The sequence below is a fragment of the Allorhizocola rhizosphaerae genome (assembly GCF_003426775.1).
GTDB lineage: Bacteria > Actinomycetota > Actinomycetes > Mycobacteriales > Micromonosporaceae > Allorhizocola > Allorhizocola rhizosphaerae.
In genome coordinates this window covers 1-19,460 of sequence record NZ_QJUG01000159.1, presented here as the reverse complement: position 1 = coordinate 19,460, position 19,460 = coordinate 1, and the positions used below count along the sequence as shown (strand labels likewise).

The 19,460-nt window shown below is 68.6% G+C and carries 15 protein-coding genes; 9 read left to right on the top strand and 6 right to left on the bottom strand.

Translation table 11 applies throughout. The annotated features are described in order from the left end of the window. The first annotated feature begins 162 nt into the window (after positions 1 to 162). Positions 163 to 666 (top strand): pentapeptide repeat-containing protein, encoded by a 504-nt coding sequence (locus DM816_RS28680; RefSeq protein WP_117213510.1) that lies wholly within the window; start codon positions 163 to 165, stop codon positions 664 to 666. 66 nt (positions 667 to 732) lie between these two features. Here DM816_RS28680 and DM816_RS42990 read toward each other — a convergent pair whose 3' ends face one another. The 4 genes from DM816_RS42990 to DM816_RS28660 all read right to left on the bottom strand — a co-directional run bounded on the left by DM816_RS42990 (position 733) and on the right by DM816_RS28660 (position 6,559). After that, the gene (locus DM816_RS42990) at positions 733 to 1,233 is read right to left on the bottom strand and encodes a hypothetical protein (protein WP_162907933.1); all 501 of its coding nucleotides are present in this window, start codon (positions 1,231 to 1,233) and stop codon (positions 733 to 735) included. Positions 1,234 to 1,689: 456 nt separating this feature from the next. Then, positions 1,690 to 3,573 (bottom strand): glycoside hydrolase family 127 protein, encoded by a 1,884-nt coding sequence (locus tag DM816_RS28670; protein WP_117213508.1) that lies wholly within the window; start codon positions 3,571 to 3,573, stop codon positions 1,690 to 1,692. Next, entirely contained in the window at positions 3,570 to 5,648 is a 2,079-nt protein-coding gene (locus DM816_RS28665; RefSeq protein WP_117213507.1) for a golvesin C-terminal-like domain-containing protein, read from the bottom strand. The genes DM816_RS28670 and DM816_RS28665 overlap by 4 nt, the downstream gene beginning before the upstream one ends. After that, positions 5,645 to 6,559 carry a dihydrodipicolinate synthase family protein gene (locus DM816_RS28660; RefSeq protein WP_117213506.1) on the bottom strand — a complete coding sequence of 305 codons (915 nt, stop codon included), beginning with the start codon at positions 6,557 to 6,559 and terminating at the stop codon, positions 5,645 to 5,647. Before DM816_RS28660 ends, DM816_RS28665 begins: the two co-directional genes overlap by 4 nt. 175 nt (positions 6,560 to 6,734) lie before the next feature. Between DM816_RS28660 and DM816_RS28655 the strand changes: the two genes are divergently transcribed. The 8 genes from DM816_RS28655 to DM816_RS28620 are packed head-to-tail and all read left to right on the top strand — an operon-like array spanning position 6,735 to position 16,389. Beyond that, positions 6,735 to 7,781, top strand: coding sequence for a LacI family DNA-binding transcriptional regulator (locus DM816_RS28655; RefSeq protein WP_117213505.1), 1,047 nt, complete (start codon positions 6,735 to 6,737; stop codon positions 7,779 to 7,781). Then, positions 7,778 to 9,841 carry an amylo-alpha-1,6-glucosidase gene (locus DM816_RS28650; RefSeq protein WP_117213504.1) on the top strand — a complete coding sequence of 688 codons (2,064 nt, stop codon included), beginning with the start codon at positions 7,778 to 7,780 and terminating at the stop codon, positions 9,839 to 9,841. Before DM816_RS28655 ends, DM816_RS28650 begins: the two co-directional genes overlap by 4 nt. Continuing rightward, a complete protein-coding gene (locus tag DM816_RS28645; RefSeq protein ID WP_117213503.1) occupies positions 9,834 to 10,763 on the top strand; it encodes an ABC transporter permease in 930 nt (309 codons plus the stop codon). The genes DM816_RS28650 and DM816_RS28645 overlap by 8 nt, the downstream gene beginning before the upstream one ends. Beyond that, positions 10,760 to 11,572: an ABC transporter permease gene (locus DM816_RS28640; RefSeq protein WP_117213502.1), complete on the top strand. Its 813-nt coding sequence runs from the start codon at positions 10,760 to 10,762 to the stop codon at positions 11,570 to 11,572. Before DM816_RS28645 ends, DM816_RS28640 begins: the two co-directional genes overlap by 4 nt. Then, on the top strand, positions 11,569 to 13,062 hold the full coding sequence (locus tag DM816_RS28635; protein WP_117213501.1) for an ABC transporter substrate-binding protein: 1,494 nt from the start codon (positions 11,569 to 11,571) through the stop codon (positions 13,060 to 13,062). The genes DM816_RS28640 and DM816_RS28635 overlap by 4 nt, the downstream gene beginning before the upstream one ends. Then, entirely contained in the window at positions 13,059 to 14,030 is a 972-nt protein-coding gene (locus DM816_RS28630) for an ABC transporter ATP-binding protein (RefSeq protein WP_117213500.1), read from the top strand. Before DM816_RS28635 ends, DM816_RS28630 begins: the two co-directional genes overlap by 4 nt. Further along, entirely contained in the window at positions 14,027 to 14,797 is a 771-nt protein-coding gene (locus tag DM816_RS28625; RefSeq protein ID WP_211588896.1) for an ABC transporter ATP-binding protein, read from the top strand. Before DM816_RS28630 ends, DM816_RS28625 begins: the two co-directional genes overlap by 4 nt. Next, positions 14,794 to 16,389 carry an FAD-dependent oxidoreductase gene (locus DM816_RS28620; RefSeq protein WP_117213498.1) on the top strand — a complete coding sequence of 532 codons (1,596 nt, stop codon included), beginning with the start codon at positions 14,794 to 14,796 and terminating at the stop codon, positions 16,387 to 16,389. The genes DM816_RS28625 and DM816_RS28620 overlap by 4 nt, the downstream gene beginning before the upstream one ends. 36 nt (positions 16,390 to 16,425) lie before the next feature. Here the strand turns inward: DM816_RS28620 and DM816_RS28615 are convergent, their stop codons facing one another. Together DM816_RS28615 and DM816_RS42985 are read right to left on the bottom strand one after the other, a co-directional pair. Further along, positions 16,426 to 18,834: a M14 family metallopeptidase gene (locus DM816_RS28615; protein WP_117213497.1), complete on the bottom strand. Its 2,409-nt coding sequence runs from the start codon at positions 18,832 to 18,834 to the stop codon at positions 16,426 to 16,428. Between the two features lie 323 nt (positions 18,835 to 19,157). Beyond that, positions 19,158 to 19,340 (bottom strand): hypothetical protein, encoded by a 183-nt coding sequence (locus DM816_RS42985; RefSeq protein ID WP_162907932.1) that lies wholly within the window; start codon positions 19,338 to 19,340, stop codon positions 19,158 to 19,160. Between the last annotated feature and the right edge of the window lie 120 nt (positions 19,341 to 19,460).

Sequence of the window (19,460 nt, the reverse complement as noted above, 5' to 3'; positions counted from 1 at the left end):
ATCCGACCGGTACCGGCAAGACCCGATGGGCGGTGCGTTGGAAGCCAGTCCTCAACGCTTTCGCCATCACGTTCGGTGACCGGTTCCCGGCCGCCGAGAACTACTGAAGATCCGCCGGAAACACCGTTACTGAAACAGACCCACCTCCACGGCGTCACGTCCATGCGTTGGGCGCAGCTTCATGGCGGCGCGGACCTGCGCGGGACTCAGTTTCACGGTGTCGCGTACCTGCACGCAACGCAGTTCCACCTCGTCGTGTACCTGACCAGGGCGCAGTTCCACAGCGGCGCGGAGCTGAGCGAGGCGCAGTTTCACGGTATCGTGGACCTGGGCCGGGCGCAGTTTCACGGTGTCGCGACCCTGACTGGGGCGCGGTTCCACGAACTGGCCGACCTGCGCGCGGCGCAGTTTCACGACGTCGCGTATCTGAGTGGGGCGCAGTTCCACGGCCGTGTGTGCCTGGACGAGGCGCAGTTCCGCAGCGCCGCCTACCTGAATGGGGTGCGGTTCCACGGCGACGCACTCCTGATCGGAGCGCGGTTCAAGTTCAACGTGGAACTGCCACGTGGGTGGAAGCTCGTGCCAACGCAGGAAAGCGAATTGCCTTACACCGTCATCGCGGACGACGACCAGCCCGCTAGCCAAGAAGACGAAATGCCGGACTGAGGGCCAAACGCCAACGGGCACGGAATTGGGGCGTGGGGCCGGCGAGCCGATGTGTGGTGTGGGTGGTCAGCCGGAAGCGGGGGTGAGTCTCAGGATGGTGTATGTGTCAGAGACTGCGACTACCTCGACGACTAGGCGGTTCGCGGTTATGCGGGCGTTGGTTGATGCTGAGCCTGTCCCCCTGGCCGGGCTGGCAATGGACGCCCCCGTGACGGACATGGCACAGCTTTCGTGGTCGCAGCCGAAGGAAAAGCCGCCGCCTGGAGCGTCGACAACGTCGAACGTTACTTCGGTTTGGGTGAACGATACGACTCGCAGCACGTCGACTCCGAATGTCTTGTCCACGGCGATGGTGGCCGGGGCGTCGAGGCGGACCTCGCAGGTGCCGTCTGCGCAGGCATCGAGATTGGCCCCGTCCGCGGCGGACGTGATGGCCGGGGATGGCGACGGCGTGGTGGTGGTGACAGCGGGCGGGTCGGTGGAGGTGGCGTCGCGGGCTTCCGGTGAGCCGCACGCGCCCGCGAGCACGAGCAGGATGGCTGCTGGGAGGCGGGTTCGGTACTTCATGAACGCTCCTTCACGAGTCGGGCTGGTGAGGCGCTGCGCCGTGCTGGCCTGATGGCTTCCAGGCACGAGGTTTCGGCAAAGCCGTCGTCGCGAGTGAAGGACTTCCAGTTGCCGTCGAAGTGGCTGACCCCGCCTACGGTGCCGAACCAAGGTGTCCTCGGCTGCGGCCGGACTCTCCGGCGAGTCGAGAGGGTCGTCGAAGGGGTCGAGGCGTCGGGCCGTGGGCGGGGTGAGGACGGCGTCGACGTCGCTTCGGATCTCGCGTGTTCGTGCCGGCGGGGCCGGGTAGTCGGCGAGCATGCCGACTATCCGCCCCCGTAACCCGTTGATGGCGTCGATGAGATCTGCCACGTCGATGCAGGCGATCGTCATGAAGACCCTCCCGTGACAAGCTCGCCGGCGAAAGCCGCTGCGGCGAGCTTGTCACGGGTAGCGCGGGAGGGGTCCCGCGGTCGCTCAGCCGGCCGGGATCCAGACGCGCATGGGGTGGGGGCCGCGGTTGGACCAGGCGTAGTACGGGATGAGCGTGAGCGGTATGGGTTGTGCGGGAGGGGGCGGTTGGCCGTGCGGGTGGTAGGGCGTGTCGGGTAGAGCGGTGATCACTGTGCCCGAGCCGTGCACGACGGTGACGCCGCCGAGTAGATCGGGGCGGTGTTCGGCCCGCAGTGGCGCGCTCGGGTCGATGCGGATGTCTTCCAGCGTCACGCCCGACGGCTGATCGGGCTGTTCGATCGCGTACACGAGTGGCCCACGGGCCACGGCGACGCAGCCACGCAGTGAGTCCATCCGGTCGTTGGGGGCCAACAGCCGTGCGGGCAGCCGGAGCGAGAGGGTCACGCGCTCGCCCGCGGTGAAGGTGCGCCGGATCCGGGCATACGCGCCGGGCGTGACCGGCTGGCCGTCCAAAGTGGACCCGGAAGCCCAGGCGGGCACCCGCAGCGACAGCTCGACCTCGTGTGCCGGTGCCTGCCGCACGGTCACCGCGATCTCCCCGTCCCATGGGTAATCCGTGTCGACGTCGACGGCGAACCCTTCCGAAGCAAGCGAACCCGCAGCGTATTGGTGAATCTGAAGCGAGCCGCCCGACCCCGTGGCCAGATAAGCGGGCAAGCTGGCCAACGTGCGCATGACGTTGGGCGGACAGCACGCGCAATTGAACCATGGCCGCCGCCCGTGCGCCGGTGAGCGCTCCAGATCGCCGTGCGCCCCGGTCCGCCGGTGCAACGTGTTGACGTAGAAGTAATCCGCACTGTCCAGCGAAACCGCTGGCAGCACGGCGTTGTACAGCATCAGCTCGATCTGGTCGGCGTATCCGGCCTCACCGGTCGCGAGCAGCAGCCGCCACGCCCATTGAATCGCGCCGATCGCCGCGCAGGTCTCGGCATACGCCCGATCGGGCGGAAGCTCGAACGGCTCGCCGAACGCCTCGCCGTCCCACCGCGACCCGATCGCGCCCGTGACGTGTTGCTTCTCGTTGCGCATCGCCTCGTACAACCCGCGCACGGCCGCGAGCAGCTCCGCATCACCGGTCTCGATGGCCACATCCGTTGCGCCCGCGACGAAGTACACGGACCGCACGGCGTGGCCTTCCACCGTGCGCGCCTTCCGCACCGGCACGCGATCCGAGTAGTGCGCCGGATCTCCGTAGTGCGAGGGGTCGAACCCGGGCTTGACCGCCCGCCCGTGCCCACGCGCGTCGACGAAGTGCGTTGCCAGGTCGAGATATCGGCGCTCACCCGTCTGCCGGTACAGCTCGACCAGCCCCATCTCCACGACCGGGTGACCGTCCAATTCGGAGCGCCCGTCGGGCCCAAAGGTCGCCGCCAGGTGATCCCCGAACTTGACGGCGACCTCCAGCAGCTCGGTCTCGCCGGTCGCCCGCGCCACCGCCATGGCAGCCTGCATGAGATGCCCGGCGCAGTAAAGCTCGTGGCTCATCCACAGTTGCGCATATCGCTCCTCCCCGCGCACCTGGATGGCCGAGTTGAGGTAGCCGTCCTCCTGTTGTGCCGCCGCGATGGTCCGGCTCAGCTCGCGAATCCGCTCCAGCAGCCGCTCATCCGGCGAACGCCCGTGCTCCCAGGCCGCCGCCTCCAGCCACTTGTACACATCGGAATCCCTGAAGCTCGCGCCCGTGGCCGTGCCGTCCCCCTCCCCCGCGGCGATCCGCAGGTTGCCGATGCTTCCTGCTTCCTTCAGTCTCTGGTACCCAACGGGAATCGCCGCGCGATTGGCCGCGGCGCGCCTCGCCCAGAACCCGCCCGCCAGGCGCGCAGCCGTAAACGGCAATGGCCGCAACGCGACCGGCGCGGAGGGGCGTGGGCCAACGGGGCCTGTCATCGGCTCGCCTTCCGCCGCAACCGCACCGCATCGGCGACGACCACCGCGTCGGCGGCATCGGTGAGCACGATATCGCTGCCGAGCCCGGCGCGGAAGGCAAACACACCGAGCGAAACCCATTGGCCCCCACGCGGTTCGGCCGTGCCCGCGATCCGCTGGTTGACGGCGACGGGTGTGCTGCCTCCGGCGTGGTTGACGACATACGTCGCGTTGGTCGCCCGGTTGGTCCCCGCCGAATAGGAAACGAGCACCTCGTAGTCGTCGTCACCGGGGATCACCGGCCACCACCGCACGGCGCTCGCGCCCGTGCCCTTCGCGTGCGACAGGTAATTAAAGCCGTAATACCCTGGCACGCCCCGGCTGCTGGGCCACGAGCCCGACACGATCTGGAACCCGAAATCCCCGTTGTCGACGGTCACCTCCTCCCGGACATCGGCTGGAGAAGGCGCCTGCACGAGGCTCAGCTCATCGAGCGACATCGCCGTGCCGCCGCCGCGCCCCGGACCGGCGAGCGTGAACCGGATGGTGTGCAGTCCCGGCCGCAGATAGAGCGTGTCCAGCCGCACGACGTCGTAGCCGTCGTTACGCCACGCGGTCATGTCCAAAGTGGAGTTGCGCGGGGTCTTGCCGTCCACGGTGACCGTGACGAGCCCACCGTCGAGTGTGCGGAAGTAGCGCAGCCACAGTTCGTGGGTCCCATCGGGGCCGACGGCGAAGGGATACTCGATGTAATCGCCGACGGCGCTGGGCTGGTATGCGGCACGGGCACCCCTCCGCGCGGTGGCCTCCCGGACAACGGTCATGGTGCCACCCGACACGCGGGCGGGCGGTGCCGCATGGCCGAGATCGTGCGCGTGCTGGCTCAGGGCCGGGCCGGTGGCCAGGGTGTCGCGGCCCTGCGTGAGCCACTCCAGGTTGAACCGGGCGGCGGCGAGCCGTCGCGGGCTGCCATCGAGCTCGCCATCCGCGCCGTAGAGCAGGATGATCGTGCCGTCGGACAGGCGCGCCAGATCCGAATAGAAGGAGCGGCCCGGCGAGACGACGCGGCTGTAGCGGAACGAGTCGCCCTCGTCGTAGCTCACCGACACGGTCATGTTCCACCGCATCGGCGCGTCCGGCCGGCTGAACAGCATGCGGTCGACGTCACGGCTGCGCGGGCCGCCCGTGTAGCGGATCAGCGCGGCGTCGACGCCGTTGAACAGCCCGGCGCCGTTGTCGTTGCGGGGCACCGACCAGGTGAGGCCGCCGTCCTGACTGACAGCGACGCTGCGGGGCCAGTTCTGGCCGGATCCCGGCCGGCTGTTCATGATTACGGTACCGTCCGAGCGCTCCACCAATCTGGCTTCGCCCACGGTCGGGTAGTCCGAACCCATCGGCACCGCGTCACCGGAGTGCCAGGTGCGCCCGTGGTCGTCGCTGTACACACAGGACACGCCATAGTTGCGCCGGCTGGTCGGCACGCCCGTGATGATCGTGCGATGCGACACGCTCACCAGCAGCCTGCCCGAGTGGAGCTGGATGCCGTGGCCGGGACCGGCGCCGTGCATCGCCCAGTCGTACGGGAAGTGGGCGAACAGGCCAGTCAGGTCGCGCCGCTCGCTCCACGTGACGCCGCCGTCGGTACTGGACATGACATAGAAGGTGCTGGAGTCGGCGGAACAGCTCGTGTTTTCCGGCAGCCGCACGCAATTGTTGTGGAACAGGAACACCTCGCCGGTCTCATGATCGACGACGAAGGTGGGGTTGGCCCAGGTCTGCCCGTCCACGGTCTGCACGATGGTCTCCGACGGCGTCCACGTGCGCCCGCCATCGGTGCTGCGCCGCAGCAACAGGTCGTGCGGGCCGGCGTCGCACGTCTCGTGCCGGCCCTCGATGCACGCGAGCACGGTGTCGTCGGGCAGCACGGCCAACCCGTGCACGTGATAGCTCGCGAGCGGATCCACGGCGGAGTCCCACAGCGTGGTCTCTTCGAAGAACGCGGCGGTCGTCGCAAGCGCACGGGATGGCAGGGCGAGTGCGGCCGTGCCGGCCACGACGCCGAGGGTGAACGTCCGTCTGCTGATCGGGGAGCTCATCGGATTCTCCTTAGAACGTCTTTGACAGCGGCGAGTTCGTCTTCCGTGTATGGCTGAAAAGGTGGTGCGGCGTGCGGAGGGCAGAGCCCCAGCAGGTGCAGTGCGGATTTGGTGGCCACGACGCCGCTGCAGCCGGGCCGGATGGCAAACAGCGCCGCCAGTTCGTCGACCTCGCGTTGCAGGCGTGCCGCTTCGGTGTGGTCGCCGCGCACGCCGTGCCGGAACAACTCCACGCACAGGGCGGGCGCGAGCATGCCGACGCCCGGCACCACACCGGCCGCTCCAGCTTGCAACGCGTCGGCCATGCGCCACTCGACGCCCTGTGCCACACGGAAATCGGGCCTCTGCTTCGCTAGCGCACAGAACTGTCCGAGCAGCGCGAGGTCTCCTGAACTGTCTTTGAGACCAATGATTTCCGGTACCTCAATGAGGCTCCGCATGAGCGGGACGGTGAACGCGTTGCCGGTGTAGCCGGGGCTGTTGTAGACCACGACCGGACGGCCCTGCGCGGCGATCGCCCGAAAGTGGGCGAGCAGCTCGTGCTCGGTGTGCCGGAAGTAGAACGGGGCCAACGCGACCACCGCGTCGAGCTCGACGTCTGCGAGGCCTTCGATGCGGTGCAACGTCTCGCGTGTCCCGGCCCCGGCCACCGTGACCGTGACCCGCGCACGCTCTCCGACCAGCTCGCGCCACCGCGCCGACACGTCGGCCGTGTAGGCCCGGACGTCGCCGTCGCTCAACAGCGGGCCTTCCCCGTTGGTTCCGGCGAGCATCAGCGTCGTGATGCCGGCCGCCGCGACGTGCGCCAGCAACGGTTGCACGGCTGCCGCGTCGGGCCGCCCGCGCTCGTCGAGCGCGGTGACGAGCGGGATGGTCACCCCGGCGACGGGATGGTCGGCGTGTGTGGGCATGGCTTCCCTCCGGGGAGTTCTCCGGGACGCTACCGGTGCCGTGATCGAATCGCCAGATGCTAATAGGTATTAGTGAAACGAATTGGCCACATGGATGAAACGTATTGACATCTCGCAGACACTGCGTCGAAACTATGGGCTCCGTGATCGCTATGACGCATTAGCAGGAGGCCGCATGAGCCCTCGACCGGCGCGGAGGCCGACGCAGGCCGACATCGCGCGCCTCGCCGGGGTCAGCCAGGCCACGGTTTCGCTGGTGCTCAACGAGCGCGACGCCGACGTGCGGATCAGCCCGTCGACCCGCCAGCGTGTGCTGAATGTGATGCGCGAGTGGGGTTACGTCGCCAACCCGTCGGCGCGCTCGCTCGCGGGTGGGCACAACCGCATCATCGGCGTCTACACGTTCGAGCCCGTGTTCCCGACCACCAGCCACGACTTCTACTTCCCGTTCCTGCTCGGCATGGAGCAGGAGGCGGCCGAGCTCGGATACGACCTGCTGCTGTTCACCAGCGCGGGCGGCGGGCGCCAGATATTCCGGGACGGGTCGACCCGGCTCGCACTCGCCGACGGCGCATTGCTTCTGGGCCGCGATCCCAACCTTGAGGAGATCGAGCGGCTGCGCGACTCCGGATATCCGTTTGTCTACGTTGGACACCGCGAGGTATCGGGCGCGCCGGTGTCCTACGTGGCGGCCGACTACACGGGGGCGACGCAACAGCTCACCGAGCGCCTGTTTGAGCTGGGCCACGAGCGCGTGGCCTACGCGCGGTTGGGTGATGCGGACGCCTTGCCAAGCCGCGACCGCGAGAAGGGTTTTCGCCGCGCCGCGGCGCGGCGGCTCGCCGGTCCGGTGTGGACGCTCGAATCGCTGTCCGAAGTGGACGGGCTCGTCGGCGAGATGGTGCGTGGTGGCGTGACCGGTGTGGTCGCGGAACAGCAGCTGCTCGCCGAGGAGATCCTGGCCTGTGCGCGGCGGCGGGATCTGTCGGTGCCCGAAGACCTGAGCATCGCCGTGCTCGGTGACTCCACGGGTGCGCGCGGCGGTGAGACCGACTGGACCGGTTTGGTGGTGCCGCGCGAGCACATGGGCAGGCAGGCCACCCGGCTGCTGGTGCAGCTGCTTGAAGATCCCGAAACGACCGCACAGAGCGAAAACGTCAGCTGCCCGCTCACGCCCGGCGCGACCGTCGGCCCACCCACGGAAGGAACCTCGCGACGATGACCCGGCCTGTAGCAAGAGACTGGAACACTTGGGACACGCAGTACCACACCGCCGCCGCGCACCTGCCGTCCGGTGTGCGCGTGCGGGTGGGCGTCGGGACCCCCGACGGCCGGATCATCGACGACTTCACGTGGCGGCGCGGGCTCGAACGGCTGGGCCACCACACGGTCGACGGCGAGTACGCCGAGGTGACCGTGCGCGTCGAGGAAGCATTGGTGCGGCTGGTGTTCACAAATCCGTACCCGGATGTGTTGTGTGGGCTGGTCGAGATAAGCGAGCCGGGATACACCGCGCATTTGATCGAGGATCGCCTGCCGGGGGCGGGGCCCGACTCGGGCGAGTATCGCTGGAGCGTGTCCCAATCGTCGCCCGCACCGGGAGTCCTGCGGTTTGCCTGGGCGCCGGAGCCGTTTGACCCCAACGGCTTTGACTTCGAGGCGGCGCGGGAGCGGGCAGAGAGTGCCGCCATCGGCAGCTCCGGATGGCTGGGACGGTCGGCGGAGGGCTATCAGCGCGCGCTCACCTGGAACACGGTCATCCGTACGGACCTGGGCCGGGTCATCACGCCCACCTCGCGTGACTTCGTCCATGCGGCGCGCGGCGGGTTCTATGGCACGTGGGCCCTGCACGGCTGGGACACGTTCTTCTGCGGGCTGACCGCGACCTGGATCGACCACGACTATGCGCGCGGGATCTACGACCAGATGCTGGAACAGCTCACGCCCGGCGGGTTCGTGCCCAACCGCGTGTCCGACGAGCGTGGGCGCACCGACGACCGGTCGCAACCGCCTGTGGGCGCATACACGATGTTCAAATCCTATCTGAGCACGGGCCTGTCCGACGAGACTCGCGATGTCAGCCTGCTTTCGCAGGCATACGAGCCTTTGCTGCGGTGGCACGACTGGTGGCCGCGCGCACGGCGCGGAAGGCACGGGATGCTCGCGTGGGGATCCGACCCGACTGGCGATCCCAAGTCGGCCACGGTGGACAGCACACGGCGGGAGTCGGGATTGGACGACTCGCCGATGTACGACGACATCCAGTACGACCCGGTTACGCACACCATGGACCTCGCGGACGTCGGGCTCAACGCGCTGCACGCGGCCGACAGCGAGGCGCTCGCGCACATCGCCGATCGCTTGGGCGACAAGGAAACGGCGGCACGGTTGCGAGCCGGGCTGGCTGAGGCGCGGCGGCGGGTGGAGGACGTGTTCTGGGACGAGGCGTCGGGGCACTATCGCAATCGCAAGGGCGACGGGTCGTTTGACATCCATCTGGCGCCGACAAGTCTCTACCCGTTGCTGGCCGGGATCTCCTCACCCGAGCGGGCACGGCGCAACGTCGAGACGTTGCTCGTGCCGGAGCTGTTGGGCGGGTCGCCGCCCCTGCCCAGCGTGTCGCGCAGCGATCCGGGCTACAACCGGCACTACATGCGCGGGCGGATCTGGGGTCCGATCTCCTTCCTTGTGGTGGAAGGGTTGCGCCGGTACGGGATGCGCGACCACGTGACACGCATCGTGGACGAGCACCTGGCGATGTTCCGGCAGGAGTGGGAGGAGCACAGTCATGTGCACGAGAACTACTTCTCCAGCCCGGATGAGGACATCCACCCGTTCGAGGCCCGGTCCGACTTCCTGCTCAGCTGGGGCAACCTGTTGGCATACCTGGCCATGCAGGAGATGGCCGACGCGCGGGTGAGCGGGTGGCGGTTCGCCCACCCGGGGCAGGACGCCTCACTGACCAATCTGGTGTTGCGGGAAGGAAAGCTGAGCGTGTCGGCGGGCGAGCGGTTGCGGGTCACGCTCGACGGCGCGCTGCTGATCGATGCTCCACAAACGACGGTCGTGGCGGATTACGAGCGGTCATCGGAGATCGTGCGGGCAGTGGTCGGCGGTCCTGGATCGATTTCGCTTGGTGTGCCGACCGGTGCGGGCGACACGGTGAAGGTCAGGATCGGTGACGCGGCTCCGGCCGTCGTGCCGGTTCGCCACGGCGGCGTGATCGTAATCGAACTGCCGGGCGCCGATCGGGTACAAACGGAAATCTTTAAAGATGTTTAGGGTCATCGTCAAACGGCTCCTCACCGGCGTGCTGGTGATGTGGGGCGCGGCGTCGCTGATCTTCCTGATCGTGCGCGTCGCGCCCGGAGATCCGGTGACGATCCTGCTCGGCACGGACGCGAGCGCCGAGCAGATCGCCGAGCTCACCGCGTCGCTCGGGCTCGACCGGCCACTGCTGAGCCAATACCTGACTTACCTCACGGATGTCGCGCGGCTCGACTTCGGCAGGTCCTATCTGCTGGGCCAGCCGGCGATGCCGGAGGTGCTGGAGCGCGTCCCGGCCACGGCCGAGCTGATGCTCACGTCCACCGCGATCGCCGTCGTGGTCGGGCTGGCGCTCGGCCTGCTGGCGGGCAGCCGCCCCGGCAGCATCGTGGATCGCATCGTGTCGGCGTGCACGATCGCCCTCCAGTCGTTTCCGACGTTCTGGGTTGGCATCATGCTGATTCTCGCGTTCGCGCTCGCGTTCCGGATGCTGCCAAGCGCGGGGGCCGGCACGCCCGCGCATCTGGTGTTGCCGTCGGTCACGCTCGCCCTGCCGTTCACAGCCATCGTGGCCCGGCTGACCCGGACCAGCGTGGCGGAGACGATGGGCGAGCCCTACATCCAGACCGCGCGGTCGAAGGGCCTCACCGAGCGGCAGGTGCTCGCCGGGCACGCGCTGCGCAACTCGCTCATCCCGGTGGTGACCGTGGTCGGCCTGCACATGGGCGGGCTCATGGGCGGGGCGGTCATCGTGGAGAACGTGTTCGCCTGGCCGGGTCTCGGCTCGCTGATCGTGGACGCGGTGTCCAATCGCGACTATGCGGTGGTGCAGGCGGCCACGTTTCTGATCGCCGGGATCGTCATGCTGTTCAACCTCGTCACGGATCTGGTGTACTCGCAACTCGACCCGCGCATCCGGCTGGACGGTGCGGTGTGAGGCGGATCCCCTATGTGGTGCTCGCGATTTATGCGCTGGTCGGTGGGCTCGGCCCGCTGTTCATCGACTACAACCCGGTGCGCGCCTCGCTCGAAGACCGGCTGCGCGGACCCGGGTCGCAGGTCTCGACCGGCATCGCGTGGCTGGGCACCGACGGGCTCGGGCGTGATGTGCTGGCGCAGGTCGTCTACGGCGCACGCACGTCCGTTGTGATTGGACTCGCGACGGTGGTGGTCTCGTGCGTCATCGGCGTGGCCATCGGCACGGTCGCCGGGTACTTCCGGGGATGGCTCGACACCGTGCTCGCTCGCGGCATCGACATCCTGCTCGCGTTCCCCGCGATCCTGCTGACCATCGTCATCGCGGGGGCGTTCGAGCGCAGCGTCCTGGTCGTCGTCACCGCGCTGTCCGCGACGGCCTGGATCTCCTTTGCCCGCGTGACGCGCGGCATCGCTCTGTCCACAAGGGAGCGTGCGTGGGTGCAGGCGGCACGGGTGCTCGGCGTGCCAAGGATTTCCATCCTCGTGCGGCACATCCTCCCGTTCACGGCCGGTCCGGTGGTCGCCCTGGCCACGCTGGAGTTCGCGCTCGTCGTCCTGGCCGAGGCGGGCCTGAGCTTCCTCGGCATCGGCCTGCCGAACTCGGCCGTGTCGTGGGGGCAGACCATCGCCAACGGCAAGCAGTACCTGGCCACCGCCTGGTGGATCTCGGCGCTGCCCGGAATCGCCCTGTCATTGCTGATCGTCAACATCGGAATCCTCGGGGACCAGCTCACCGCACGGTACGGACAGAGGGGAAGACGCTCATGAGAAGATCACTGGCCATCGTCGCCGTCGCAGCCTTGGCGCTCAGCGCGTGCACGACAACGACCGGCGGCACGGCGGGCTCCGGCTCGACCGAAGTCGTCGTCGCCGGTACCTATCCGATAGACAGCATCGACCCGCACGGGCCGCAAGGCGGCGGGACCGGACCACAGATGGCGGAACAGGCCATCTTCAGCCGGCTGTTACGCGTGAAACCCGACGGCACGCTGGAGGGCGACCTGGCCACGGCGTGGAAGTCGGACCCGACCGCCTCGGAGTGGACGTTCACCCTGCGGCAGGGGGTGAAGTTCAGCGACGGCAAGCCCGTCACCGCCAAGGACATCGTGGACTCCTTCAAGCGGTTCATCGACCTGAAGGGCACCAACTCGGCGAACTTTCCCGGGTACACCTTGGCGTCTACATCGGACACCGAGGTGGTGCTGAAGGCGCCGAAGCCGGACGCGGCGATCCCGCGCAAGCTCGCGGTGTTTTTCGTGCTCCCCTCGGGGGTCACGGCCAACGACACTGCCTTCTTCGAGCGCCCGGTCGGCTCCGGCCCGTTCAGGCTGGAAAGGTTTAGCCCCAACGAAATCGTGTTCGTGCCCAACGAGCATCACTACGGCGGTGCGCCCAAGGTGTCGAAGGTGACCGTGCGCAAGATGCCCGAACTCGCGGCCCGGCTGACCGCCCTGCGCACCGGCGAGGTGGACATCGCCTGGGGCATTCCGGACGACCAACTGCCTGCGGTGCAGGGCGAATCGAGCCTCACCGTCCAAACGGTACAGAGCTCGGCGGTGTTCACGATGTGGTTCAACTCGTCGATCCCCGCGCTGAAGGAGGCCGCCGTGCGGCGGGCGCTGTGGCAGGCGATCGACTTCCAGACCATCATCAAGCAGCTGTACCCGCAGACGGGCACGCCGTCGGAGGGCGTGGTTTCGGCGAACACGCTTGGGTTCGTGAAGCAGGAGCCGGTTCGCCACGACCCGGCGGCGGCGAAGGCCGCCCTGACGGCGGCCGGATTCGACTTCAACCAGAAGCTGCGGCTGCAGTTCGCCAACGCCGAGTTCCGGCCGTTCAACCAGGCGGTGGTCTCGGAGTTGCAGAAGATCGGCGTGCAGGTGGACCTGCTGGAGAAGGAGCAGGCCGTGTTCACCAAGGACCTGCTCGCACTGAACTGGGACATCAACTTCCAGCAGCTGTCCAATCCCACCCTGGACGCGGCCAACACCATCGGCCGGCTGTACCCGTGCGCCGCCAAGCGCAACGGCTACTGCAACCCGCAGCTCGACCAGTTGCTCGCCCAGGCCGGCGCGAGCGCCGACGAAAAGGAGCGGGTGCGGCTCTATGGCGAGGCGGCCCGGATCATCTGGCAGGACGCGGTGGGCATGTTCCCGATGGCGGTCAAGCACGCCTACGCCTGGAACAAGCGGCTCTCCGGGTTCACCCCGGACCCCAACGGGCTGCCCAGCTTCGCGGGCCTGCAGGTGGGGTCTTGAGTCCTCTGTTGAGCGTCGCCGGGCTCGTCGTCGACCTGCCGAGCCCGGCCGGCGTCCTCAGGGTCGTGGACGGCGTGTCGTTCGACATCCCGGAGGCGACGACGGTCGGGCTCATCGGCGAGTCGGGCAGCGGCAAGACGATGACCGCCAACGCGGTCATCGGGCTGCTGCCCGGCGGCGCCGTGCTCGACGGCGCGCTGCGCTGGCGCGGGGAGGACGTGCTGCGGGCCGATCCCGGGCGGCGCAGGAGGCTGCGGGGACGCGAGATCGCCATGATCTTCCAGGATCCGTTGGCCGCGCTCAACCCGACCCAGCGGATCGGGCGTCAGGTGGGCGAGATCCTGCGCCGGTCGGGGATGCGCCGCGACGAGGTACGGCGGCGGGTGGTCGAGCTGTTCGACCGGGCCGGGATCCCGGAGCCTTCGCGCAGGCTGCGCAACTATCCGCACGAGTTCTCCGGCGGCATGCGGCAGCGGGCGATGATCGCGCTCGCGCTGGCCGGGAACCCCGCGCTGCTGCTGGCCGACGAGCCGACCACTGCGCTGGACGTGACCGTGCAGGCGCGGATTTTGCGCCTGCTGCGGTCGATCCAGCGCGACGAGGGGTTGGCCATGTTGCTCGTGAGCCACGATCTGCGGGTGGTGGCGCACGTGGCGCATCAGGTGGTCGTCATGTATGCGGGTCGTGTCGCTGAGCGCGGGCCTACTTCGGCCGTGTTGAGTCGACCGGCGCATCCCTACACGCGAGCGTTGGTGCAGAGCGTGCCCGCGGTGAGGACTCGGACGGCGATAGCGCATCCGTTGCCGGGTGCGCCCGCTTCGCCCGCGCGGCGGCCGGCCGGGTGTGCGTTTCATCCGCGCTGCCCGCTGGCGCGTGAGCGGTGCCGTTCGGAGCAGCCCGTGGTCAGGCAGGTCGCGGACGGCCGGTGGAGCGCGTGTCACTTCGCCGGGGAGGTGTCGCGGTCATGATTGAGGTGCGCGAGCTGACCGTGAAGTTCAAGCGGTTTGTGGCCGTCGATGATGTGAGCCTGAGCGTGGCGGCCGACGAAACCGTTGGTCTGGTCGGAGAGTCGGGCTCGGGCAAGACCACCGTTGCCCGTGCGATCGTCGGGCTTCAGCGGCCCGACTCGGGCACGATCACGCTCGACGGCGTCCGACTCGGGCCGGTCGCGCGCCGGCCGAAGGCGCGGCAACGCGCGATCCAGATGGTGTTCCAGGACCCGCGATCCTCGCTCAACCCGTTGATGTCGGTGGCATCGATCATCAATGAGGCGTGGCGCACGCATCCCGACTCGGCTCCGACCGGGGATCGGACGATGGCGGTGCATCGGCTGCTCGAAGACGTGGGGCTGGATCCGAGTGTGGCGCGGCATCGCGCCGACGAGCTGTCCGGTGGGCAGTGCCAGCGGGTCAGCATCGCGCGTGCGCTCGCCGTCAAGCCCCGGTTGCTGGTGTGCGACGAGGCGGTGTCCGCATTGGACGTCTCGGTACAGGCGCAGATCCTGCGCCTGCTGGTCGACCTGCGCCGCCGCCACCGCCTGTCGATGCTGTTCATCTCGCACGACCTGGGCGTGGTGCACCAGATCGCCGACCGGATCGCGGTGATGCGCGGCGGCGTGCTGGTCGAGGAGGGCCCGGCCACCGAGGTGCTCGGCTCGCCCAGGCACGACTACACGCGCAGCCTGCTCGACGCCGCGCTCGAACTGAATACACACCATGGGGAGGTAGGCAAGTGAACGCAGACGTGCTCATCGTGGGCGGCGGGCTCGGCGGCGCGGCCGCGGCCCTCGCGGCGCTGCGGCGGGGCAGGTCCGTGCTGGTGACCGAGGAGAGCGACTGGCTCGGGGGCCAGTTGACCAGCCAGGGGGTACCGCCGGACGAGCACCCGTGGATCGAACAGTTCGGTTGCACGCGCAGCTATCGCGCGCTGCGCGAGGGCATCCGCGACTACTACCGCACGTGGTATCCGCTCACCGACGCGGCACGAAACCGGCCCGATCTGAACCCGGGCGAGGGCCGGGTGAGCCGGCTGTGCCACGAGCCGCGGGTGGCCGCGGCCGTGCTCGACGCGATGCTCGCGCCCTATCTGGCGGCCGGGCAGTTGCGCGTGCTGCACGGTTATCGCCCGATCGGTGCGAGCGTGGCCGGTGACATGATCACCAGCGTCACGGTCGCATCCACTGTGGACACGCGAGAGTTGACAGCGCCGTACGTGATAGATGCGACCGAACTCGGCGATCTGCTCCCGCTGGCGGGAGCAGAGCACGTGACCGGTTTCGAGTCGCGCGCCCAGACGGGAGAGCCGAGCGCACCGGAGCGGGCCCAACCCGCCAACATGCAAGCGTTCTCATGGGTTTTCGCGGTGGACCACCGGGCGGGTGAGGACCACACCATCGACCGACCGCCAGGCTATGCGGCGTGGGCGCGCTATCAGCCGCCCGGGTGGCCGGGCCCGCTGATCAGTCTCACCGCGCCGGATCCACGCACGCTGCAGACCGTCCAGCGCTCGTTCGTGCCCAATGTGGACGATGCCGGGCCGATCGTCGCGGACCAGAGCAAGGACCCGGGCGACAAGGAGCTGTGGGTGTTCCGGCGCATCCTTTCGCGCCGAGTGCTGCGGCCCGGCTTCGCGGCAAGCGACATCACGGTGGTGAACTGGCCGATGATCGATTACCTGCCGGGCCCGATCATCGGGGTGAGCGAGGAGGAGCGCGCCAAACACCTTGACGGGGCAAGGGAACTCAGCCTCAGCATGCTCTACTGGCTGCAGACCGAGGCGCCGCGGCCCGACGGTGGCACCGGGTGGCCGGGGCTGCGGCTGCGCGGGGACGTGATGGGAACGGCCGATGGGCTGGCGAAGACGCCGTATATCCGGGAGTCGCGGCGCATCCTGGCGAAGCGGACGGTGGTGGAGCAGGACCTGTCGTTTGCCGTGCGGGGGACGCGTGGCGCCGTGGTCTACCCGGATTCTGTCGGCGTGGGGATGTACCGCATAGATCTTCATCCCTCGACGGGCGGCGACACCTACATCGATGTCGCGAGCTGCCCGTTCCAGATCCCGCTCGGCGCGCTGATTCCCGTGCGGCTGCGCAACCTGTTGCCCGCGGGCAAAAACATCGGCACCACGCACATCACGAATGGCTGCTACCGCCTGCACCCGGTCGAGTGGAACGTGGGCGAGGTGGCCGGGGCGCTTGCCGCACACTGTCTGGCCACCGGGACCGAGCCGCACCAGGTGCATGCGACCGCGCGGCTGCTGCGAGATTTTCAAGATGATCTGGTACGCGACGGCGTCGAGCTGAACTGGCCGCAGATCAAGGGATACTGATAGGCGCCGGGCACACCGGCGCCTATCAGTCAACGGTTACGGCGAGACGATCAGCGCGCGGCGGAAGTTCGTGCCGCTGCCGTCGGGCCGATAGTTGTTCTCCACGTTGCCGGCCGCGTCCACCGAGAACCATTGCACGACCGTGCCGTGGGGCACGGTGATGGTCTCGCCGCCCTCGCGGATGCCCGCGGAGGCGTAGAGCGTGGACGAGTAGGTCGGGCGGGCGCCGTCGATCGTGTAGAAGATCGCCGATGCCTCGCTCACCTGGAACGTCACGTCGACCATGCCGGGGGTCGCACTGCGCGCCGTGCGCACGGTGCTGCGCGGCCGCTGGTGGTCGTTGGCGTGGTCGAGCGCGACGCGGAACAGTTCGACCAGGCCGTTGGCGAACTCCATGGTTTGTTCGCGGGCCTCCGGCCACGCGGGCTGGAACGACGTCCCCACCTCAAAATTCCAGGCGTAGAGGCCGTACTTGTACCAGAGCATGTCGCCCGAGTTTCCGGCCGCCGAATAGAGCACGTCCGAGATCGGGCCCGTGCGCGCCGGGGTCACGGCCATGTTCCGGTGCCGCTTGATGGCGGTCAGGATGCGGGCGGAAGCGCCCCAGAAGAACGACTCCTCGGCGAGCGTGGGCCGGGGGGCGCTGATCCGGCCGGGCAGCGCGTATGAACCCGGCGACCACATGAAGTAGTTGCCGGAGGAGTGCAGGTTCATGGAGAACTTGAGGTTGGGGCGGGAGGCCAGCCAGTCCAGGTTGCGGTTTTCCGGTTCGGACAGCTCGGCCGGGCCGGCGAACACGTCGCTGGTGCAGCTCGTCGAGGCGCCCGAGTAGCCGTCGAACAGGCTGTACTCGGTGTAGTTGCGGTTGTTGTCGACACCCCAGGCGTTGCGCGCGTTGCCGTCGGCCGCGCCGGTCAGCGGGCAGTGGTTGGTCATGTTGCGACGCTGGGAATTGAAGTCGTAGAACGAGTAGTGGCCGCCATCGGGGTTGATCGATGGGGCGATCCAGATGTCGAGGTTGTTGAGCAGCTGCTTGGTGCGCCCGTCGTGGCCGTAGTTGCGCAGCAGGCGCTCGGCGGCCTCGATGGTGACCAGGGGTGGGACCCATTCGCGGGCGTGTTCCTGGGCGTAGGCGAGCACGCCGGGCTTGGAGCCGTCGCGGAACTTGCCGATGCGGATGGCGTACACGGGGTGTGGCTCGCGGGAGACGGTGGCGGGTGCGTCGAGGGCGTCGGTGAGCAGGGTGCGTGCGGCCGGCACGACCACGCCATCGCCGACGCTGCCGCGATAGGTGTAGGCGCGGATCAGCGTGCCCGCGTTCGCATTGAGAGCGGCGGCCACCTGCGCGGCCGTGCTCGTCACGGCGCCCGCCGAGTTGGTGGCGAGGCTGACCGTGATGTCGTTGCCGGACACAGAAACCGAAAGCGGCCGGTCTGCCGCGCCGGGATCCGCGAACGTCACGGAGACGTTGTTGCCGCCCTCATGACCCCAGGCGAGCGAATCGACGGCCACCCGGGTGGCGTTGCTGGAGCCGAGGACTGCCTGTGCTTTTCTGCGGTACCCGTTGGTGCGGTGAGGAAGCTCGACAATCTCGGCGATGTCGGGGAACTCGGCCGCCAGGCGGTGAATCCGGTCGTACAGTTCGGTCGGGGTCAGGTAGCTGGTGACAAAGTCCTTGAGGTAGCCCGGTCCCTCGGGATTCTCGGGCGGGATCGGCAGCCACTCCTTGACTTTGGCGACCGCCACGCCGCCGGTCGGGCTTGTGATCTGGATGTAGTCGGGGCGGCTCGTCACGGTCGCCGCGCCACGGTGGTAGAGATAGACGCCCGCGTCCACGAAGCGGGAAATGGTCTGGCTGCCACCGGAGCCGATCGGCGTGCCCGGCCCGCTGTCGCGCAAGACGGTCAGGGTGTCCGGCTGTGTCTGGCCACCCGCCCACTTCGCCTCGACGGACAGGACCTGGGTCGTGCCCTGGGTGAAGTAGTCGGCGCGGATGATGCGGACGTCGGACTGGGCCTTCGCGAGTGCCTCGTTTTCGGCGCGGTGCGCGGCAATGGTCGCGTCACGCTCGCGCAGGCGGGCGTCGGAGTCGTCGGGTTCGTAGAGTGTGTTGCCGAGTGCGTAGCCTTGTGCGCGCAGCCAGGCCGCCTCGGTGGGCGTGACCACGGCGTGCACGATGATGTGGTCTTCTTTGCGCGTCACGTGATGGTCGAGGTCCACGCCGGTCGCGACGAGTCGGTCAAGCTCGCCGGAGTCGGCGACCCGGACCTCGATGACGCTGGCGCGCTCGCCGGGCAGGCGTTCCAGCTGCGCGCTCGCGGGCTGGCCGTTGTTGGCGGTGGCCAGCTGCGGGGCCACGTCCACCATTGCGGCCAGGACGAGCGCCACGATGCTCGCGATCGCCACACTCGTGGTGCGGCGCCTGGATGCGGGGGTTGTCTGCATGGTCCGCCCTTTCTGCGGGGTCTGCCTTGTGTGAGACGGACTGCTCGAATGGATCAACGAGATTCTCCCATCTTCCGATCCCCAACGGCACCCTCCAGCGCCAGCCCGATAAGCGGCGAGACCAGCAGGGTTGGCACGATGAACGGCGGCCGCAGAAAGCGGCGAAGCCCGGAGCCCAGCGCGACGGGTGAACCGGCCGGCGGGACCGGCAGGGCAGCCGGACCGCTGACCGTCACGTGGCACCCCAGCGGAGCGCGCTTCCTATGAAAATGCCGCGGCGAAGGCCCGCCAAGCGGTGGTGGCGGCGCAGCCGCGCCGTTGGATCAGGGCCAAAGGGTCAGGGCCCGTTGCGGGGCAATGGAAAGCACAATCGTGGCGGCGGTGGCCACGATGAGCGGGATGGCGGCGAGCCAGCTTGGGCCCAGCGGCGCCGGCTCGACGGGCGATGACAGGGGCGCGCTGCCAGCCGTGGGCGGCACGGATCCGGAGCCATCTGTGGCTGGCACGGAACCAGAATCGGCTGCGGGTGGTGTGACGGGTCCTCCGGGGACACCGCCACCGATTGCCGCCGCTGCCGACTCAGCGCCGATATCGACTGCCGAGCCGCGAACGGAACCAGCCGCAGC

Coding starts and splice junctions, on each gene's coding strand:
- DM816_RS28680 (WP_117213510.1), top strand. CDS start 163: ATGCGTTGGGCGCAGCTTCATGGCGGCGCGGACCTGCGCGGGACTCAG.
- DM816_RS42990 (WP_162907933.1), bottom strand. CDS start 1,233: ATGAAGTACCGAACCCGCCTCCCAGCAGCCATCCTGCTCGTGCTCGCG.
- DM816_RS28670 (WP_117213508.1), bottom strand. CDS start 3,573: ATGACAGGCCCCGTTGGCCCACGCCCCTCCGCGCCGGTCGCGTTGCGG.
- DM816_RS28665 (WP_117213507.1), bottom strand. CDS start 5,648: ATGAGCTCCCCGATCAGCAGACGGACGTTCACCCTCGGCGTCGTGGCC.
- DM816_RS28660 (WP_117213506.1), bottom strand. CDS start 6,559: ATGCCCACACACGCCGACCATCCCGTCGCCGGGGTGACCATCCCGCTC.
- DM816_RS28655 (WP_117213505.1), top strand. CDS start 6,735: ATGAGCCCTCGACCGGCGCGGAGGCCGACGCAGGCCGACATCGCGCGC.
- DM816_RS28650 (WP_117213504.1), top strand. CDS start 7,778: ATGACCCGGCCTGTAGCAAGAGACTGGAACACTTGGGACACGCAGTAC.
- DM816_RS28645 (WP_117213503.1), top strand. CDS start 9,834: ATGTTTAGGGTCATCGTCAAACGGCTCCTCACCGGCGTGCTGGTGATG.
- DM816_RS28635 (WP_117213501.1), top strand. CDS start 11,569: ATGAGAAGATCACTGGCCATCGTCGCCGTCGCAGCCTTGGCGCTCAGC.
- DM816_RS28625 (WP_211588896.1), top strand. CDS start 14,027: ATGATTGAGGTGCGCGAGCTGACCGTGAAGTTCAAGCGGTTTGTGGCC.
- DM816_RS28615 (WP_117213497.1), bottom strand. CDS start 18,834: ATGCAGACAACCCCCGCATCCAGGCGCCGCACCACGAGTGTGGCGATC.